The sequence below is a fragment of the Paenibacillus dakarensis genome, from assembly GCF_001373415.1.
GTDB classification, from domain to species: domain Bacteria; phylum Bacillota; class Bacilli; order Paenibacillales; family Paenibacillaceae; genus Paenibacillus_AQ; species Paenibacillus_AQ dakarensis.
Genome location: NZ_CDSE01000039.1, coordinates 14,600 through 33,239, shown reverse-complemented (window position 1 = coordinate 33,239; position 18,640 = coordinate 14,600). Strand labels below are relative to the sequence as shown.

The 18,640-nt window shown below is 47.6% G+C and carries 19 protein-coding genes; all 19 read right to left on the bottom strand.

The annotated features are described in order from the left end of the window. Positions 1 to 289: 289 nt before the first annotated feature. Positions 290 to 772 carry a S1 domain-containing RNA-binding protein gene (locus tag BN1234_RS11095; RefSeq protein ID WP_054956730.1) on the bottom strand — a complete coding sequence of 161 codons (483 nt, stop codon included), beginning with the start codon at positions 770 to 772 and terminating at the stop codon, positions 290 to 292. Between the two features lie 121 nt (positions 773 to 893). Further along, positions 894 to 1,235: an FtsB family cell division protein gene (locus BN1234_RS11090; protein ID WP_054956729.1), complete on the bottom strand. Its 342-nt coding sequence runs from the start codon at positions 1,233 to 1,235 to the stop codon at positions 894 to 896. Between the two features lie 12 nt (positions 1,236 to 1,247). Further along, positions 1,248 to 1,817 (bottom strand): spore cortex biosynthesis protein YabQ, encoded by a 570-nt coding sequence (yabQ, locus tag BN1234_RS11085; protein WP_054956728.1) that lies wholly within the window; start codon positions 1,815 to 1,817, stop codon positions 1,248 to 1,250. After that, positions 1,814 to 2,095 (bottom strand): sporulation protein YabP, encoded by a 282-nt coding sequence (gene yabP, locus BN1234_RS11080; RefSeq protein WP_054956727.1) that lies wholly within the window; start codon positions 2,093 to 2,095, stop codon positions 1,814 to 1,816. Before yabP ends, yabQ begins: the two co-directional genes overlap by 4 nt. A gap of 121 nt (positions 2,096 to 2,216) precedes the next feature. Then, on the bottom strand, positions 2,217 to 2,495 hold the full coding sequence (locus tag BN1234_RS11075) for an RNA-binding S4 domain-containing protein (protein ID WP_054956726.1): 279 nt from the start codon (positions 2,493 to 2,495) through the stop codon (positions 2,217 to 2,219). Next, positions 2,495 to 2,767, bottom strand: coding sequence for an HU family DNA-binding protein (locus BN1234_RS11070; RefSeq protein ID WP_054956725.1), 273 nt, complete (start codon positions 2,765 to 2,767; stop codon positions 2,495 to 2,497). Before BN1234_RS11070 ends, BN1234_RS11075 begins: the two co-directional genes overlap by 1 nt. A 164-nt stretch (positions 2,768 to 2,931) precedes the next feature. After that, a complete protein-coding gene (gene yabN, locus BN1234_RS11065; protein ID WP_054956724.1) occupies positions 2,932 to 4,446 on the bottom strand; it encodes a bifunctional methyltransferase/pyrophosphohydrolase YabN in 1,515 nt (504 codons plus the stop codon). 94 nt (positions 4,447 to 4,540) lie between these two features. Further along, positions 4,541 to 6,238: a putative polysaccharide biosynthesis protein gene (locus BN1234_RS11060; protein WP_054956723.1), complete on the bottom strand. Its 1,698-nt coding sequence runs from the start codon at positions 6,236 to 6,238 to the stop codon at positions 4,541 to 4,543. Between the two features lie 187 nt (positions 6,239 to 6,425). Next, the gene (gene spoVT / locus BN1234_RS11055) at positions 6,426 to 6,968 is read right to left on the bottom strand and encodes a stage V sporulation protein T (protein ID WP_054956755.1); all 543 of its coding nucleotides are present in this window, start codon (positions 6,966 to 6,968) and stop codon (positions 6,426 to 6,428) included. 424 nt (positions 6,969 to 7,392) lie between these two features. After that, complete coding sequence (locus tag BN1234_RS11050; RefSeq protein WP_054956722.1) at positions 7,393 to 8,442, bottom strand: peptidylprolyl isomerase; 1,050 nt, start codon at positions 8,440 to 8,442, stop codon at positions 7,393 to 7,395. Then, on the bottom strand, positions 8,426 to 11,953 hold the full coding sequence (gene mfd / locus BN1234_RS11045; RefSeq protein ID WP_054956721.1) for a transcription-repair coupling factor: 3,528 nt from the start codon (positions 11,951 to 11,953) through the stop codon (positions 8,426 to 8,428). The genes BN1234_RS11050 and mfd overlap by 17 nt, the downstream gene beginning before the upstream one ends. Before the next feature lie 159 nt (positions 11,954 to 12,112). Next, the gene (locus tag BN1234_RS11040; protein WP_054956720.1) at positions 12,113 to 12,343 is read right to left on the bottom strand and encodes an anti-sigma-F factor Fin family protein; all 231 of its coding nucleotides are present in this window, start codon (positions 12,341 to 12,343) and stop codon (positions 12,113 to 12,115) included. Between the two features lie 79 nt (positions 12,344 to 12,422). After that, complete coding sequence (gene pth, locus BN1234_RS11035; protein ID WP_054956719.1) at positions 12,423 to 12,986, bottom strand: aminoacyl-tRNA hydrolase; 564 nt, start codon at positions 12,984 to 12,986, stop codon at positions 12,423 to 12,425. 439 nt (positions 12,987 to 13,425) lie between these two features. Then, positions 13,426 to 14,379 carry a ribose-phosphate diphosphokinase gene (locus BN1234_RS11030; RefSeq protein WP_054956718.1) on the bottom strand — a complete coding sequence of 318 codons (954 nt, stop codon included), beginning with the start codon at positions 14,377 to 14,379 and terminating at the stop codon, positions 13,426 to 13,428. A 75-nt stretch (positions 14,380 to 14,454) separates the two neighbouring features. Next, positions 14,455 to 15,855, bottom strand: a complete 1,401-nt coding sequence (glmU, locus tag BN1234_RS11025; protein ID WP_054956717.1) for a bifunctional UDP-N-acetylglucosamine diphosphorylase/glucosamine-1-phosphate N-acetyltransferase GlmU — start codon at positions 15,853 to 15,855, stop codon at positions 14,455 to 14,457. A 110-nt stretch (positions 15,856 to 15,965) separates the two neighbouring features. Continuing rightward, a complete protein-coding gene (gene spoVG, locus BN1234_RS11020) occupies positions 15,966 to 16,250 on the bottom strand; it encodes a septation regulator SpoVG (RefSeq protein ID WP_006207419.1) in 285 nt (94 codons plus the stop codon). 183 nt (positions 16,251 to 16,433) lie between these two features. Further along, entirely contained in the window at positions 16,434 to 17,261 is an 828-nt protein-coding gene (gene purR / locus BN1234_RS11015; RefSeq protein WP_054956716.1) for a pur operon repressor, read from the bottom strand. Positions 17,262 to 17,360: 99 nt separating this feature from the next. Further along, positions 17,361 to 18,215, bottom strand: coding sequence for a 4-(cytidine 5'-diphospho)-2-C-methyl-D-erythritol kinase (gene ispE, locus BN1234_RS11010; protein ID WP_054956715.1), 855 nt, complete (start codon positions 18,213 to 18,215; stop codon positions 17,361 to 17,363). A gap of 186 nt (positions 18,216 to 18,401) precedes the next feature. Beyond that, positions 18,402 to 18,584 (bottom strand): small, acid-soluble spore protein, alpha/beta type, encoded by a 183-nt coding sequence (locus BN1234_RS11005; RefSeq protein WP_054956714.1) that lies wholly within the window; start codon positions 18,582 to 18,584, stop codon positions 18,402 to 18,404. Positions 18,585 to 18,640 lie beyond the last annotated feature (56 nt).

The window sequence follows — 18,640 nt, the reverse complement described above, 5'->3', positions numbered from 1 at the left end:
GGGAAAGTTTGTCAGAACACCGGACATGCCCTAAAGAAATTTCCGACAAAAAAGCATGCCTTTGCGAAAACTCGGGTAAGTAAGCTCAAACCCTTGATACAGTTACATGCAGATGTAACATTAACCATAATTTGGTTAAATATATTTCCCGAATTGGGGCGCCTTCCTATTTTGATTTATCTATTTAAACCCGTAAATCACGTAGGAACATGTCGTACCCTTGTATCACGCGACAAAAAAACCGCAGAAGGTTAATTCCCTCTGCGGTAGCTTTATATATGTTGGCAAATTACATCCGTTTGGCTCCGCGTCCTCCGCGTTTGCCCTCTGTATTCTTCTTCAGCGAAGAAATACGTTCTTCACTGTCTTTCAGGAAACGTGACATTTTATCCTCGAATGAAGGCTTACTGGCCGCAGGCTTAAACGGGCGTCCACCGCGTTCACGGTTATATCCTCCACCGCCACCTCCGAATCGTTCTCCGCCGCCGCTGCGCTCTGGTCTTGGTGCGCGGGGTGGACGACTTTCGGAAGCCGGCTTGTCAACAGCTTGCTTGATCGAAAGACCGATCTTACCGTCCTTGTCGACATTAATCACCTTCACGGTAACGACATCGTTGATCTTCAAGTGATCGTTGACATCCTTAACGTAGTTGTCGGCGATCTCCGAGATGTGAACGAGACCCGTGACACCTCCTGACAGATCCACAAATGCTCCAAAATGCGTAATACCTGTCACCTTGCCCTCTAACTTGGTGCCCACTTCAATTGCCATAGAATAAAATGATCCTCCCTTAAAAATATACAGTCCGATTTCTTGAATCTCACTGCGGTGATTTGATTATACCCAATGACCTAAAAGAGGTCAACAGACGTATGTCATGGCTTCGCCAACATTATTCATTCTGTTTCTGCGATTGAATAATTGGAATCTCTGCCGGTGGGTAAAGACCGAACTTCTTCCTGGCGATCTGCCCGATATATTCGGGATCTTGCAGCCTTTCAACCTCAAAATTCAGCTTGTTCCATGAATCTTGTACAGCTTGCTGTTCTGTGCGCTTCTGTGCCAGAATGTCACTTCGGTTCTGGATTTGAACATGTTGAGACCAGAGCGTTGAACCTGCCCAGATCAAAAACAGCGCCATGACGGCCATATACATTCTTTTGCGCCGAAGTACGCCCTTGTTCTTTATTGTCTTGTGGGGAGCCTGCTTCGGTTGTTCAGCAAATCTTCCCATGACTCATTCCTCCTAAAACCAGCGTTTCCACACCTTTATAACCTTGTCCGCCACATGTTTAACCCAAACGGGCATTTTCACACGTGATGTGATAGGTCTCAGCATCCACTTCAGAAGTTTCCACAGAGGCCTAAGGCATCCGAGCACCACACGTAAAAGGAACATGACTAATCTCCATAGAAGCTTAAGCATGCCTTTCAGCAGGTATAGAATACCCTTGATTGGATTAAGGACCAACACGCGAAACAGCGTCATTAAAACCGACAGCAAGCGTTTTGCCACCTGAATTAACATTACCACAAAACGCCTGGTTATAACACTCCATATTAAAAAATAGATCCAAACCCCTAAAAAGAGTCCCAAAAACACATAAAATCGCAGTTGGCCATGGTTCGTATCATACAGCATTCGGAATACAAATAATGCTGCTGCGATCCAGTATCCTAAATCAAGCGCGTGTTGAGACCATTTAGGAAAACGAAGCTGGCCAGCCAGCACCCGGTAGCTGTCATAGGCCAGTCCCATGGCTGCTCCGGAAAATATCATCCAGAGCAGCGTGATCCACTGCGTTTGCGGATTCATTTAAACAGCTTGCCGAAGAGGCTCTTGTTTTTGGTCTGGGACCCGGGATTCAAGTAGATAAGAGAGTGTACTAATCCTTCTATACACAGAAGACCCTCTTCCAGACTCAGATTTTTAATATGTAAATTTTGGCCCCGAATGGTCAAATGCCCAAGTTCAGTCTGAAGCAGGAATTCTTCACTATCAAAGCTCTCCACATTTTGGACGCCCGTGATGTCAAGCAGCTTACGGTTTTGCATCCGCAGCTCATGAGATTTACCCTTTCCTTGGTCGATCATGGCATGTACCCCTCCTTTTAGAACTAGCTTATGGGGTATGGCCTGTCTTTAGAACTGCCGTTACACACAAAAAGAGCACCCCCTCAATTATATGAAGGGGTGCTCCTGAAACAGATTGGACCTACCAGTTCAATCCGTTATCCTTGACGATCGGTTCTTCCTTAACCAAGGTATAAAGGCTTGCTGCCTCATCTTTACGGGTCGTCTCAGCAAGACGCTCGACGCGGACTGTGACCAGCTTTTGGCCGAATTGGACCGTGATCTCGTCGCCCACCTTGACTGTGCTGCTCGGTTTGGCCTCACGGCCGTTGATCAACACCCGCCCTTGGTCGGATACATCTTTCGCTACGGTACGCCGCTTGATTAACCTCGATACTTTAAGGAACTTATCGACACGCATTATTTTACAGCTTCTTTAAGTTTGTTGCCCGCTTTGAATGCAGGAACGTTAGATTCAGGGATTTCAATCGTGTTGCCCGTTTGCGGGTTACGGCCTGTACGACCTGCACGCTTGCGAGTTTCGAATGTACCGAAGCCGATCAATTGTACTTTGTCGCCGCTAGCAAGAGCGTCAGTGATTTCACCAAGGAAACCGTTCAGGACGTTTTCTACGTCTTTTTTAGTCAATCCACTTTTGCTGGAAATGTTGTTGATCAGATCTGTTTTGTTCATAATTTTAAATCCTCCCAATTATCAGAAAAGTAAAAGTCTGTAACACTGCTTACAGTAACTATCGGCATAATCCGAATTACCTTACAAGGATATTCTGGACAGCTTGCTGAATTCCTGCCGCATTACGCTATTTTTTTATTTTTTGTGCGAAAAATAATCTTTTTTCACGGTTTGTTGCCGTCGTCAGATGACGAAATTTGTTTGGCTGACTGCCATAAGGACTCCATCTCCTGCAGTGAGCTGTCCTGGACTGATTTGCCCTGGGCCTTTAGCTGCTCCTCGATATAACGAAATCTGGTAACGAACTTCCGGTTGGTTCTCGTCAACGCTTCTTCAGGATCAGCCTTGATGAACCGGGCTGCATTACTTACAGCAAATAATAAGTCACCCAGCTCAAGCGCCTGGTCCTCCAGAGACTGCCCTTCGTTCACAGCTTCACGGAGCTCGGCAAGCTCCTCCTCAATCTTCTGGAACACAGATTCGATATCATCCCAATCAAAGCCCACCTTGGATGCTTTTTTCTGCAGCTTGTAAGCCTTCATCAATGCGGGCAGATCGCGAGGCACGCCATCCAGAACCGATTGCTTCTCAGGCGCAATTCCTTTCCGCCGCTTCTCTTCTGCCTTCATCTGTTCCCAGTTCTGCAAGGCATCCTCGGCGTTCTTGGCGGAGTTCTCGCCGAAGACATGAGGATGGCGGAAAATCAACTTATCGTTCAGTCCTTGAATGACGTCATATACAGTAAACGTGCCGAGCTCCTCTTCCATCTGGGAATGGAGAAGAATTTGCAGAAGCAAGTCTCCAAGTTCCTCCTGCATATGCTCCGGATCATCCTCATCAATCGTTTCCAGAACCTCATATGTCTCTTCAATCAGGTTCTTGCGTATGGATTCATGAGTCTGCTCACGGTCCCAGGGACAACCCTCCGGGCTGCGGAGAATGCCGACAATTTCATGAAGACGGGCAAAAGTCCGCTGGCGCAGGGCATCATCGTCGCTGCGGGGCACATAAACCAGTGACAGATTACCATAACCATCAATTCGGTCGAGCTCATACAGCGGAAGGCGTACGATAGACTCTTCACCTTCTACGCCGAGTGCATGTCCAACTACCACCTCATAATCATCAGGATAGATGTCCATGAGCGCAAGCTTTACCTCTGAGGCGGTGAACATGTCATAAACCTGACCGATTAACGTATGAAGCTGCGGCTGGATAAAGCTGCTGCGCAGCTCGGCTGCATCCAGCAGTTGAAAGCCTTCAATGGGATCAAAGCCGAGACTGACGAATGCCTCATCAAGGAAGCTTTCTCCACCAAGTACGGTTAGTGTAATATTCTGCTCCGGGCAGCGCTCCCGAAGCAGCTTTACAGTCGCTTCTGCCACCATTGGATGTCCAGGAACGGCATAGACGATTTCACCACCGCTGTCTTCAGCAAGCGCCGATTTGATCAGTGCGGAAGCAATATTATCATATACCTCCGGAAACGTATCATGACTCTCATATACATGATCAAACGATTCCATAATTATATCCAGTTCCTCAAGTGTGGTGATCACAGGATGAGACAAGGTGCGTACGTATACTGTGGCAGCGTCCTGCAGTGTTTTCATAATACCCAATGTCAGCCTGTCCGGATTGCCGGATCCAAGGCCAACAACCGTAATGGCTGCACTCATAAGGCTTCCTCCGCTCTTCGCCCGCTCATGTGGCGGTGTTTTTCGTACACTACTATACCACAGTCAGAAAGACATCTCACGCCCTGGTCCATGGTCAGCGCAGAATACGAATCGCTTTAAGCATGTCTGCGAGCGGCCCTCCGACCTTGGGCAGCATCCGAAGTTCCTCTTCTGTAAGCAGCTTAACAAGCACAGTGCCCGCAAGAAATACTGCGCCCCCGGCCGTAACTCCGGCCAAACTCGCGGCCGCTGCACCCAGACGGCCTGAGCCGTTACCCAGCACGGTAAACATACCGGATACGGCTCCGCTCATGGCCCAGGCTGCAAGTGTAAGCCCTGTAATGACGACAGCAGGCTTTAACAGCAAATCCACGGCGTTCAGCTTGAATCCCACCGTACGAGCCAGTAAAAACACGTTCAGGATCGCTGCAGTAAAATGGGCTGCTACACCGGCTATGGCTGCACCGGTAATGCCCAGCTTGGGAACCAGCAGCAGATTAAGGCCCAGCTTAAGCAGAGCGCCCACCAGCAGATGTACAGCTGGGGCCTTTACTCTCCCGATGCCCTGAAGCAGTGCAGCAGAAATGATGCTGAGCGTTCCGCCAACGGCTGTAAAAGCAACCCACCTCATTACCGTACTGCCTACTGTATCCTGATATAGCATGATATTAATCGGCACAGCCAGGATCGCCAGCCCAAATGAGGCTGCAAGGCCGAGCAGCCAGAACCAGCGCAGTGCCATGCGGCACTGGTTTGCTACAAGGTCTCCTTGCCCCTTGAACTTGGTCTCCGCCAAGGCGGGGATAAACAATACAGAGAGCGAGGTAGCCATCATCGTCACAAGCTGCACAAGCGGCAGACCGCGATTGTAAATACCGAACTGAGCCATGACCGATTCACCGGACAAACCGGTGGATTTGAGGAGTCTCGGTACGGTAAATGTGTCAACCAAGCCGATTAACGGTACAGCAAGTGCACTCAAGCAGATCGGCAATGCATAAACCGTCAATCGCCGTAACATCTGCCCGGAGCCTTCCCGCTCCGGAAGGGGTCCTGCCGCTTGTTGAGACGGCACAGTGCTTCCCGAAAGGGTCCCCGATTCTGCCTTGGCATCTGCACCCGCGGATTTCGTCCTGCGATGTGAAGAGGTTTCCTTGTGCCAGTAAACTGCCATAACCAGCAGCCCTGCTGCTCCTCCTGCTGCTGATCCGAACAAGGCACCCGCCGCAATTTCATCAACCCCAGCCCCTGCTTGAATCATATACAGGAGAAGGCCAATCATAACAGCTACCCGAATGCTTTGCTCCACAATTTGTGAAACAGCCGTAGGCACCATGTTATGCAGTCCTTGAAAATATCCCCGCAAGAGCGCCATCCATGGCACAAAGGCAAGTGCAATAGCTCCACTGCGCAGTGCCGGAACGACGTGCTCATCACCAATCCATGCTCCTAATACCGGCGCGCCTAAATACATGGCTACGCCAAGCACAAGACCAAAGATGACGAGCGCAGCCGTGGATATACGAACCATCCTTCGGCTCTCTTCCCGGCGTCCTGCTGCTTCATATTCAGCAACATACTTCGATAGAGCTGCCGGAAACCCGGCAATCGCTATCGTAATAATCATTGTATAAAGCGGGTAGACCGTATTATAAATTCCAAATACCGCGTCACCGCCCATATTCTGCAGCGGTATTTTTTGCAGCGTGCCTATGAGTTTGGAAACAATAGCCGCCGCACTAAGTATAAAGGCCCCTTGAAGAAGCTTTGAACCAGATTCATTCGGTTTCATCCTCAGTGTCCATTCCCTTGCTATGCCCGTATAACAGAGCTTTTGATACTCCATTATAACCGCAACAAGAACACAGACTCAAAACTTGAGTCTTATAACAGAAAAACTCCCGTCTGCCCCGAACCGGTTCGGTTCGATGATCAGAGGGAGTCTATTATCCTTTAATCAGGAAGGAGCCTTGAGGATCTTATTGCTCCATTTGCTTGCCGAGGAACGCAGCAGCTGTTTCAGCCATCTTCGTTTCCAGCTCACCCATAGACACCGAATCGTCTTTGTTCAACAGCAGAACGCAGCCGATTGGGTCTCCGCCTGTAACGATCGGAGCTGCTACAAAGCTTGAGAATTCCTCTGGATTATCTTTACTGATTTCGTATGTGCCTGTGTTAGTTTCAAGTACAGTCTTGCGGTTCTCCATGCAGTTTTCCAACAAATTACCGATCGGCTTGTCCAAGTATTCCTTCTTGGAGCCTCCTGCTACTGCGATAAATGTATCGCGGTCAGAAATGATCGTAATATGGCCTGTACCTTCATAAAGCGATTCAGCATATTCCTTCGCGAAGTCACCCAATTCACCGATCGGGGAGTACTTCTTCAAAATAACTTCCCCATCCCGATCAACAAAAATCTCAAGTGGATCTCCTTCACGGATTCTCAATGTGCGTCTAATTTCTTTTGGGATGACCACGCGCCCGAGGTCATCAATTCGGCGGACAATTCCAGTAGCTTTCATTTTCATGTTGCCCCACTTTCTTAAGAAGATTTTTCAACTACTGTTCGATACAAGAAGAGGATGTCCCCAGGTATAAAGTGTAATGTCTGACCATAGTATTCATCCTTTCCCATATCCTTATACATGCCTGACCCGATATTAGTTGCAAAAAAATTATTTCCTATTTGAACCAAAAAGGTCAGAGCAGAAAAATCCATAACGCAGTTTTTGCGCTATGGACCGTCCGACTTCCTATGACAACCTAATAAGCGTAGCTTAACCCATTAAATGTAAAATAAGGTTAGACTGCAAAAATATTGGTCGGCAGGAAACCGAATCTCATCTGCGCGATTTAGTTTCAACGGATGACTGTGACTTGGTAGATGGACTGTACTGTGAAAATTGCGATTTTGAGACTGCTGTCCTTGCCGAGCTTAGCCGATTTTTATTTACCGGACTTTTCGGATTTCTCGCTGTCTTTCGTTCCTTCATCTGTTGAACCTTTAGATTCGCCAGAAGCTTCACTCTTTGGAAGGTCCATTTTTTCAATCAGATCATTTAGCTCGTTCTTCATGAAATTATCGACTTTAGCAGAAGCCAGGTCGGCATGAATAGTATCCTTCTGAATGTCACTAAGTGTGTCGAAGGTAACTTCCTTACGGCTTTCAACCTTCATGATATGGTAACCGTAATCCGTCTCAACAGGATCGCTGATCTTGTTCAGAGGGAGCGTCAGTGCCTTCTCTTTGAACTGAGGCACCCAGGTACGGGCTTCCTTGTTCTCATAGAGGCCACCATTGTCCTTAGAGCCCGGGTCTTCGGAGTACTCTTTAGCAACTTTGGCAAAATCCTCGCCTTTTTCCAACTTAGATTTAACCTCATTTGCGAGTTTTAAAGCATCTTCCTTTTTACGCTCATTGCCTTCCGCGTCTTTGAAGCCGATCAGTACATGCCGGACGCTAATGATCGTGTAGCCTTCTTTATCGCTCTCGAACTGCTTCTTGATCTCGTCTTCCGTCACCTTGTTCTTCTGGTCTTCCATGACAGTGAGAATTTTGAGCATATAGTTGCTGAAATCCTGCTCTGTCAGCTTCTGCTCTTCCAAGGCTTTTTTAAACTGCTCCTCACCCATAGCGTCCTTATTCTTTTTGACAAGATCGTCGGCTTGAGTTTTGGCAGCTTTCTTGGCATCTTCACTGGCGTTGGCATAGAGATACTCATAGGTTACTCCCTGCTTGGCCAAATATTCTTTGAATGGGTCCATTGTCAGGAGCTGAGCAGATTCCGGAGAAATGAACCGCATCATATTCTGTTCCAGTTCGAACTCCTTCTCCGTAATTTCTCCACCCTTGTACTTCACTACAACTTTGCTATTATCCTGTGGTTGTGCAGTATCTTTACTGTCGTTGCCGCAAGCAGCAAGCACCGACATTGACATAACAGCAGTGAGTGAAACGATAAACGTTTTCCACGCCTTCTTATTTCTTGACGGCATTCTGTAAATCTCCCTTCCGGTTGAATGGCTCTCTGGCGGCATCCAAAAATCTCTCTAACAGCTCGAGCAGCTGTTGATCCGATAATCCCTTACCCTTGAGGCGGATCTGCATGTGAGGGCCCTGTTCAAATTGTACACGTCTTTCAAATAGATTTCCAATTTCGGCAAGTTGGGCCGTATTTACAGCTTTATCCTGTCCTTCGTAGAACTGCAAAAGGATATCGTCTCCACGCTGCGTAATTGAATCGATTCCATACATGCGTCCATACACTTTGAGTCTGGAAACCGCCAGCAGATTCTGTACAGCTTGAGGGAGTTCACCAAACCGGTCAAGCAATTCATCCTCCAGCTCAGCCGCTTCATCAAAGGAGGATACAACGGCCACCTTTTTATATATTTCGATCTTTTGAATGCTGTCATAAATGTAATCCGAAGGCAAATAAGCATCAATCCCGAGATCGATTGAAGTATTCCAGTGTTCTGATGGAATGACCGGCTCACCAAGCATGCTTACTTTACGCTTCTGTATTTCCTCAGCCAGCATCTGAGAGTACAGGTCGAATCCGACGGATGCAATGAATCCGTGCTGTTCCGCGCCAAGCAGGTTACCTGCTCCGCGAATGGACAAGTCGCGCATAGCGATTTTAAAGCCAGAGCCAAGCTCTGTGAATTCCTTGATCGACTGAAGGCGTTTCTCTGCCACTTCGGTCAGCACCTTGTCACGCTGGTACGTAAAGTAGGCGTATGCGATCCGGTTGGAACGACCCACACGGCCGCGCAATTGATACAACTGGGATAATCCCATTTTGTCCGCATCATGCACAATCAATGTATTCACATTCGGAATATCCACACCTGTCTCGATAATACTGGTGCTTACAAGCACATCGTATTCGCCGTCCAGGAAGTCAAGAATTGTCTTCTCTAATTCCGATTCAGACATTTGACCATGCCCAACCCCAACTTTGGCCTCAGGGACCAGCATCGAAATTTGGGCAGCCATCTCCTGGATCCCCTGCACCCGGTTGTATAGATAATATACCTGTCCACCGCGGGCGAGCTCCCGTTCGATCGCCTCTCTGACGAGTGTCTGGCTGTGCTCAACGACATAGGTCTGCACCGGGAAGCGGTTTTCCGGCGGCGTCTCAATAACCGACAAATCCCGGACACCCAGCATAGACATATGAAGTGTCCGCGGGATCGGAGTAGCCGTCAGCGTCAGCACATCCACGTTCGTCTTGAGCCGCTTAAGCTTCTCCTTATGGGTCACGCCAAAACGCTGCTCCTCATCGACAATAAGCAGTCCCAAGTCTTTAAACACCAGATCCTGTGACAAAAGACGATGCGTTCCGATCAAAATATCAACGGTCCCCTGCTTGACCTTCTTAATTGTCTCATTCTGCTCCTTGCGACTGCGGAACCGGCTGAGTACCTCAATATTGATTGGATAGTTCGAGAACCGCTCACGGAACGTCTCGTAATGCTGTTGAGCCAGAATGGTTGTAGGCACCAGAACAGCTACCTGCTTGCCTTCAATTGCAGCCTTAAAGGCAGCTCGAACAGCCACCTCTGTCTTACCATACCCTACATCGCCACAAAGCAGTCGGTCCATCGGACGATTCTGCTCCATGTCCTTCTTAATCTCTTCGATAGCCCGAAGCTGGTCATGTGTTTCATCATATGGGAACAGATCCTCAAATTCCTTCTGCTCTGATGTATCCTTCTCAAAACCGTAGCCCGGCGCAGACTGACGTTCAGCATAAAGCTTGATCAGGTCATCAGCAATATCCTGGACGGAGGAACGCACCTTATTCTTAACCCGTGTCCATTCATTGCCTCCGAGCTTGTAAACTTTAGGCTCCTTGTCCTCTGACCCCACATATTTCTGAATCAGATCGATCTGCTCGATAGGGACGGACAGCTTGTCACCTCCGGCATAGAGGATATGCATGTAGTCCTTGTGAATGCCGTTAATTTCGAGTGTTCCAATACCCAGGTACTTACCAATACCATGATTTCGATGGACAACATAATCGCCGACCTTGAGTTCGGTATAGCTCTTGATTCGTTCAGCGTTATCCATATTTTTGTTCGTTTTACGTGTTTTGCGCTGCTTCTGGGAGAACATTTCAGCTTCAGTGATGATAGCTGTATGAACCGAAGGGATTTCAAAGCCGTTCTGAAGGCTTCCCTCAAGCATAATGGGCTCATTAATGCCATAATCCTGCAGGACCCTTCTCATTCGGTCCATACGTTCAGGCCCGCCGGCCAGCATCATGACCTTAACGCCTGTTTTTTGCCACCGCTCCATCTCCGCCTTCAGTACATTCATCTGTCCGTGGAAATCCTGCATTCCCCGGGTAATAAAGTTAACGATATTCTGAGGCTGGATTCTTGGCACCTGGCGCAGGAACATGGAAATAAGCAGTGTCTGGAACCGATGCTGGTAGATCACTTCATCGCTACCCATTGATAAATCCAGGTCTGGTAAAGACTTGCCGTGCTGCATCAAATGAAGATTCCATTCCGCTTCGTCGCGCTCCAGCTGCTTCCCTGTTTCAAGCAGGCGGGACGGCTCATCCAGAACAAGCACCGTATCCTCTGGCATATAATCATATAAATGTGTCTTCTCCGGATATAGCAATGAGATATATTTATACATCTCAGGGAAATACACACGCTCACGCAGCATTTCGATCTCGCGGTTTATTTCCTCGCGCAGGTGAAGCTTTGCTTGTCGGTCGGTCATTCTTTCCAGCTGGGCATCCAGCATTCTAGCGATCGTGCCTGCGGCACGGCTAAGCCGCTCCGCATCCGCAATAATTTCTTTGCACGGGGTAATAACCACTTCTTTCACTTTATCAATAGAGCGCTGATCCGAAGGATCAAAAGTACGAATTGAATCAATATCCTCGTCAAACAGCTCCAAACGGTAGGCATAGTCCGTTGTCATCGGATAGAAATCAATAATTCCTCCGCGGACACTCATCTCACCGCGGCTCTCTACTCGCTCGACACGCTCATATCCCATCTCAATCATCTGATTCAGGAATGAGTCAAGTGTAAGCGTTCCCCCATCGTTCAATGTAATCCGGGCTTCTGCCATGATTTCAGGGGCAGGCAGCAGGCGACGCACACCGGAAAATGGAGCCACGACAATACCCCGGAAGCCGCGTGCACAGCGATGCATTACATCAATCCGCTGAGCTAGAGCCTCTGGGCTGGATACTGCTGATTCCGCTGCTACCAGCTCGTTGGCCGGGTACAGCAGCACCTGGTCAGGCGATAAAATCTCCTGAAGGTCGTCAGCAATTTTCTGTGCTGAGAACATATTATGGGTAATGACGAGCATTGGACGTTCTTGGTTCTTAAATAGGGCAGCCATCATGACCTGTCTGGATGAACCGGATAAACCTGAAATAAGCTGCTCTTTCATACCTGCCGATGTACCGGCCGCAATAGACTTAAAATCCGAATCTTCCGAAAAGACATCAATAAGTGCTTGTAACAAAAGGGGCACCTCTCTTATGCGAACGAATAAATTTATTATCAAAAATGTGTAATCGAAAAGAAGCCTCAGCAAGCTGCCAAGGCTAAATCGCGGCCTTTCGTGAGCCGCGTTCTTGTCCATCTAACGTTACAACATGATACGCATTGTAAAGCAGTTCTGTTACTGCAGAGGACTCGCCAAAAGACTGAGCTCCGGATGCATTTCCAGTGCTTCCTTGCAATGATCGCACGTGATCCGTACAGTAACTTCCCCGTTAAAATCATACGCTATTATATCCTTGCGCTCCTCGGCGGTCAAGGAATCGAATCCAAGCTGCGATTCGGAGATATCCCGGGATTCAATTCTGCCTTGAAAGGTAAGACAGTGTCTGCAAATGTAGTTTATCGCCATCATATGCCTCCTGAAGGTCGTTTATACCTTCAGTATGCCCGGCTTAGAAGTCTTTCAGACCACAACTTGAACCGTCTGGCTATGCTCCGTTAAATTTCGCCATCGTTTGTTCAAAAGTATGATCCAGACTATATTCTAACGCATCGCAGGTTGTTTCGATCATTTCTTTTAGTTGTTCCTGTTCACGTTTCGGAAAAACGCCGAGAACATAATCCACGACTGCATGCCCCGGCTCTGGTCTGGAAATCCCCATTCTTACCCGGTTAAACGACTGGGTTCCCGTGTGCTGAATAATGGACTTAATCCCGTTATGTCCGCCGGCGCTGCCTTGATATCTAAGTCTTACCTTTCCTACTGCCGTATCCAAATCATCATATACGACAATCATATCTTCCAAATCAGCCTTATAGTAATCCATAAAAGCCCGTACAGCTTCACCCGATAGATTCATAAAGGTCATGGGTTTGATCAGTACTGTCTTCTTACCCCCAATGAAGCCTTCAGCTATCATTGATTTCGACTTATGATTTGTAAATTTCATCCCATGACGCTCAGAAAGCGCATCAAGCGCCATAAAACCAACATTATGGCGAGTTTTTTCATAAGCTGGACCTGGGTTACCCAATCCGACAATCCATTTCATTTCGGCGTGATTCCTTTCTCTATTTATACTTCCTTCTTTATAACTTTCTGAGTACAATATGAACAATAACCCTATTCCATACCCTTTACAGTAAGAAGGTGGACTGGCATTGAAAAATAATGAACAAAGGCTAACCCATCATAGCCATTTTCAATACCACATGAAGCACACGATCCCGGTGCAGGTATACGAGCAAGGATGTCATCTTAATATTGGTCTTATTACCGCAGTAGACTCCCATTTTGTTGAAATTGAAGGGACCCTGTATAACAGGAACTCCTGTATCTTCATCTCACGTCCAGGATACTGATTGCCTGCACGTATAGTATTGTAACCGATTTCCCGGGTTTAAGTTCAGCTGCACAAAAACCCCCGCTATAGCCGATAAGGGTTACATTTCCTGTCTTAGGAAACGTAACCCTGAAAGGTATAGCAGGTATTATTCAATCTCGAACAGCTTGCTGATCGATAATTCTTCATGGACACGGATAATCGCTTCACCCATGAGTGGAGCAACCGACAATACAGTCAGCTTACTGCTCGGATTATCATGTGTAATTGGAATGGTATCCGTCACGACAACTTCCTTAAGCGGAGAATTCTCCAATCTCTCCATCGCCGGACCTGAAAGCACAGGATGTGTACAGCAAGCGTAAACCTCTTTAACGCCGCCTTCCATAAGAGCATTGGCACCGAGAACAATCGTTCCGGCTGTATCGATAATGTCATCGATCAGAATAGCCGTCTTGCCCTCGATATTTCCGATAATATTCATAACTTCACTTACATTGGGTTCCGGACGCCGTTTATCGATGATGGCAAGCGGAGCATTCAAGAAATCAGCCAGTTTTCTTGCACGAACCACACCACCGTGGTCAGGAGACACAACAACCGGATTCTCGATCTGCTTGGAACGGAAGTACTGCGCAATGATCGGTACGCCTAGCAGATGATCTACAGGGATATCGAAGAAGCCCTGAATCTGCATCGCATGCAGATCCATCGTGATCACACGATGTGCACCAGCCTTCTCAATGAGATTTGCAACCAGCTTCGCTGTAATCGGATCACGTGAACGAGCCTTACGGTCCTGACGAGCATAACCATAGTATGGGATAACCACATTGATGCTCTTTGCAGAAGCCCGCTTCAGCGCATCCACCATAACTAGAAGCTCCATCAGGTTGTCATTTACCGGAGCGCATGTGGACTGAACGATGTAAACATGACAACCACGAACGCTCTCAGAGAGTTTTACTTGAATCTCACCATCGCTGAAACTGGTTGTGTGGGACTCCCCCATCGGGATACCGATATAATCGGCAATTTGGTGGGCTAGCTTCGGATTGGAATTACATGTGAAAATTTTCAATTTAGAATCTAGATAAGTCATAAAATAGAAACCCTCCGTGCTGGTTCATTGAATTAGGCTGCCCGTCACCGCTTTTGGCTAATAAGAGGACAGCAACTATGATTGTTTCTTACTGTTCTTCTTCGCTATAGCGCGTGCCCGGATTTTCTCGGCGTATCCAGGTTTGTTCTCTTGCCGTACTCTTCCTATTGCCAGGTCATTATCCGGTACAGAATGAGTGACGGTGGTACCAGCTACGATAAACGCACCTTTACCTACTTTAACCGGTGCAATTAAGTTAACATTGCTTCCGATAAAAGCATCATCCTCAATTTCGGTGACAGATTTATTATAACCATCATAATTAACAGTTATTGCACCGCAACCGACATTGACGTTCTTACCCACTTTAGCGTCTCCGATATAACTTAGATGGGACACCTTTGATCCGTCTTCAATTGTAGCGTTTTTCACTTCAACGAAGTCGCCAACCTTAACCTTCTCTCCTAGCTTAGCGCCTGGGCGCAAATAAGCAAACGGGCCAACCGTTGAGTCTGCTCCGACTTCAGCCTGATTGAGAACAGAGTATTTTATAGTCGCTCCATCTGCAACGACTGAATCTTCAAGCTCGCTGTTTGGTCCAATCTCGCACTGGCTGCCGATAACAGTGTTCCCTTTTAGTATAGTACCCGGATAAAGGATTGTGTCTGCGCCTATGGTCACATCTGCACCAATATAGGTTGAAGCAGGATCAATTATCGTAACCCCGTTCAGCATATGGCGGCGTGTGATACGTTCGCGCATATAACCTTCAGCTTGTGATAAGGCAAATCGGTCATTGACGCCAATTGACTCAGCAGGATCCTCGGTCTGGTAGGCCATAACAATCTCACCAGCTTCTTTCAAGATCCCGATAACATCCGTCAAATAGTATTCTTGCTGCGCATTATGGTTTGTTACTTTCTCAAGCGCATCAAACAATTTAGCATTATCAAAACAGTATGTCCCTGTATTGATTTCACTTACAGCATCCTCTTCCGGACTGCAATCCTTCTGCTCCACAATGCGCAGTACCTTGCCTTCCTCATCCCGGATCACCCGGCCATAGCCTTTAGGGTTGTCCATATGAGCAGTAAGCACGGTCGCAGCCGCCTTGTTATTCTCATGCAGCGCAAGCAGTCCCTCCAGTGTCTCAGAAGTGACAAGTGGTGTATCACCGCAAATTACAATCGTAGAACCCTGTTCATCTCCCAGAAGCTCTTTTGCTTGTTTCACGGCATGGCCGGTTCCAAGCTGCTCTGCCTGCAGCACATATTCAGCAGCGTCTCCAAGGTAAGAACGAACGGTTTCCGCTCCATGACCAACAACGACAACACTGCGCTCGCAGTTTACTTGACCTACAGTTTTCAATACATGACCCACCATCGGTTTCCCGCAGACGGGGTGAAGAACTTTATAAAGTTTTGATTTCATTCGTTTGCCCTGCCCAGCGGCGAGCACAATAGCTAATCTTTTCAAGGGCCCTGCCTCCTCCTCTTGAACTCACTACTGAATATATCTCATTCTAGAAAAAAAGAAAAGAGAGCCATAAGTATGGCTCTCTTTTCCTTGAACCCCAATTGTAAATCTTAAGCGCCTTCTTCAATGACTTCCTCTTCAGTAGCAGCACGTTCGTACTCAGCCAATACAGCGGACTGAATCTTCTCGCGGGTACCGGAAGAAATCGGATGGGCAATGTCGCGGAACTCTCCATCTGGAGTGCGCTTGCTCGGCATTGCAACAAACATTCCATTGTTACCGTCGATAACGCGAATGTCGTGAACGACAAATTCATTATCGATGGTAATGGATGCGATTGCCTTCATTCTCCCCTCAGAGTTTACACGGCGGAGTCTGACATCCGTAATTTGCATATGTGTTCACCACCTTTTTCCATCAGAGACTTGGTGTATAATTCCACATAGCAAACCGAATTCCTTCTTTTTTTATTTAGAAAATGTCCTAAAAACAGGAATTTTTTTTAGATAGTAGGGTTTTCGACAGACTTCGTGCTCATTCGCTGTAAATCTTCTGGTTATCGACAAATACCGCCAGACCTATTTTTCGAAATAATTTCCGGGACTAACGGTTATTGTCTTACTCTTGGAATCTACATCCGAGAGTCTCGCAAGGGAGGTGTAGTTCTGCAGTAACCGTTCCTCCGACTCAACCGCACCGGACTCCAGAAGCACACCGACCCCTGCAACTTCAGCGTTGAATTCAACCAGCAGATCCATCATCCCCTGAATTGTTCCACCCGCCTTCATGAAGTCATCGACGATCAGAACGCGGGAATGCTCTTTAAGCGCTCTGCGTGATAGAGACATCGTGTGTATGCTTTTATGCGATCCTGAGACGTAGTTAATGCTAACGGCGGATCCTTCTGTCACTTGATGGTCACGGCGCACAAGAACGACCGGCAGGTTTAACTGAGCGGCCGTAGCATAAGCAAGCGGAATCCCCTTGGTTTCTACGGTCATCACTACATCGATCTCCCGATCAGCAAAGGCCGTGGCAAAAATTTTGCCCGCTTCGTTCATCAGGGAAGGCTCTCCCAGTAAATCAGACATATACAAATAGCCGCCCGGAAGAATCCGGTCAGTCTGCTGCAGCTTGCGGCATAGTTCCTCGGCAAAAGAAAGCGCATGATCGTTCCGCAGCTTTGGTATATACTTCACTCCCCCGGCTGCTCCAGCAAGCGTATTCAGTTCACCGATGCCATCGTTCTCAAACACTTCCTTGATGATCGTCAAATCCTCACTAATAGACGACTTTGCAGAGCCATAACGCTCCGCAAACGTGGTTAACGGAATCAAGGTATGCGGTTCAGATAATAAATATTGAGTCATGTCGACTAATCGTTCACTTCGTTTTAGTTTTTTCACGTGGTTTCCTCGCTAAATCCGAATATTATAATGTAAATATAACACTTTCGTACGTTTTTCCACAAGGATATACCAAACTCCTGCTGTGGAGTATGCCATTTACGTTAATAATCTGACAGCATAGACTTCCTTACAGAATCCTCTTAACCCGTTATAGATCCGGGCAACCTTGGACTCTTTAGAAACCAGGCCGAATACCGTCGGTCCACTCCCGGACATCAATACCCCGTCAGCACCAAGCTTGATCATCGAATCCTTCAGCTGTTGAACCTCAGGATGAAGCTTCAGTGTAACCTCCTCCAGCACGTTGCCGAGAGATCTGCACATTTTATGAAAATCCCCCTCTTCCAGGGCTGCGACCATTTCCTTAGCCGATGGGTGATGTTGTATGCTGTCACTGCGTAAGCGGCCATACACCTCCGCTGTAGACACATTAATCGGCGGCTTGGCCACCACAGCCCAGCACTGCGGAGGATTCGGAACCGGAGTTAATATTTCACCGCGGCCTGTCGCAAGTGCAGATCCTCCCGTTACGCAGAATGGGACATCAGAGCCGAGCTCTGCACCCAGATCCAATAGCTCCTGAATAGGAATATTCAAGTTCCAGAGGCGGTTCAAGCCGCGCAGAGTGGCAGCTGCATCACTGCTCCCTCCTGCAAGGCCCGCAGCGACGGGAATATTTTTATCCAGATGAATATGTACCCCTGTTCTGACTTCATAACGCTCCTTAATAAGCCTGGCCGCCTGAAAAGCCAGGTTCTTCTCATCCAAGGGAATGTAACCTGCCTGACTCGTGATTATTATCGTATCTCTTGACTGCTCGGACATCTCCAGCCGGTCTGCCAGATCGATCATCGTCATAACCATCTCTACTTCATGGAACCCGTCAGGCCTCTTATGCAGCACATCCAGCATCAAGTTTATCTTCGCAGGCGCTTTTTCGTATATTTTCAAGAAAGTTCACCTATCCTTAGCTTTTCCCATAAGCACAACTTATCACATTACAGAAAAAACATCTAATGACTTTATATTAACAAACAGGCGCTTCGAAGTCATTTCTATATCTATAAAAACCTGCCCGTTTCCAGCATGCCAAGGTGAAAAAGGGACCTCCGACAGCCGGAAGCCCCTATTCTTCGTTTATTGTTCTGACTGGCGGGCAGCTCTCTCAGCAAGCTCGATGGCCTTCTTGACCATATTCCCGGCATCACTTGCCTTTATGCTGCCCCAGCCCTCTTTCTGTACTGTATCATAGAACCCCAGTTCCTTGGCCAGCTCATTCTTCAGCTCTTCAGACATCATACTCCGTCTTCTTCGGCTCATGTATACCTGCCTCCTTATGAATAGGGTAAGGATCAATTACGTCCATCCTTAGTATG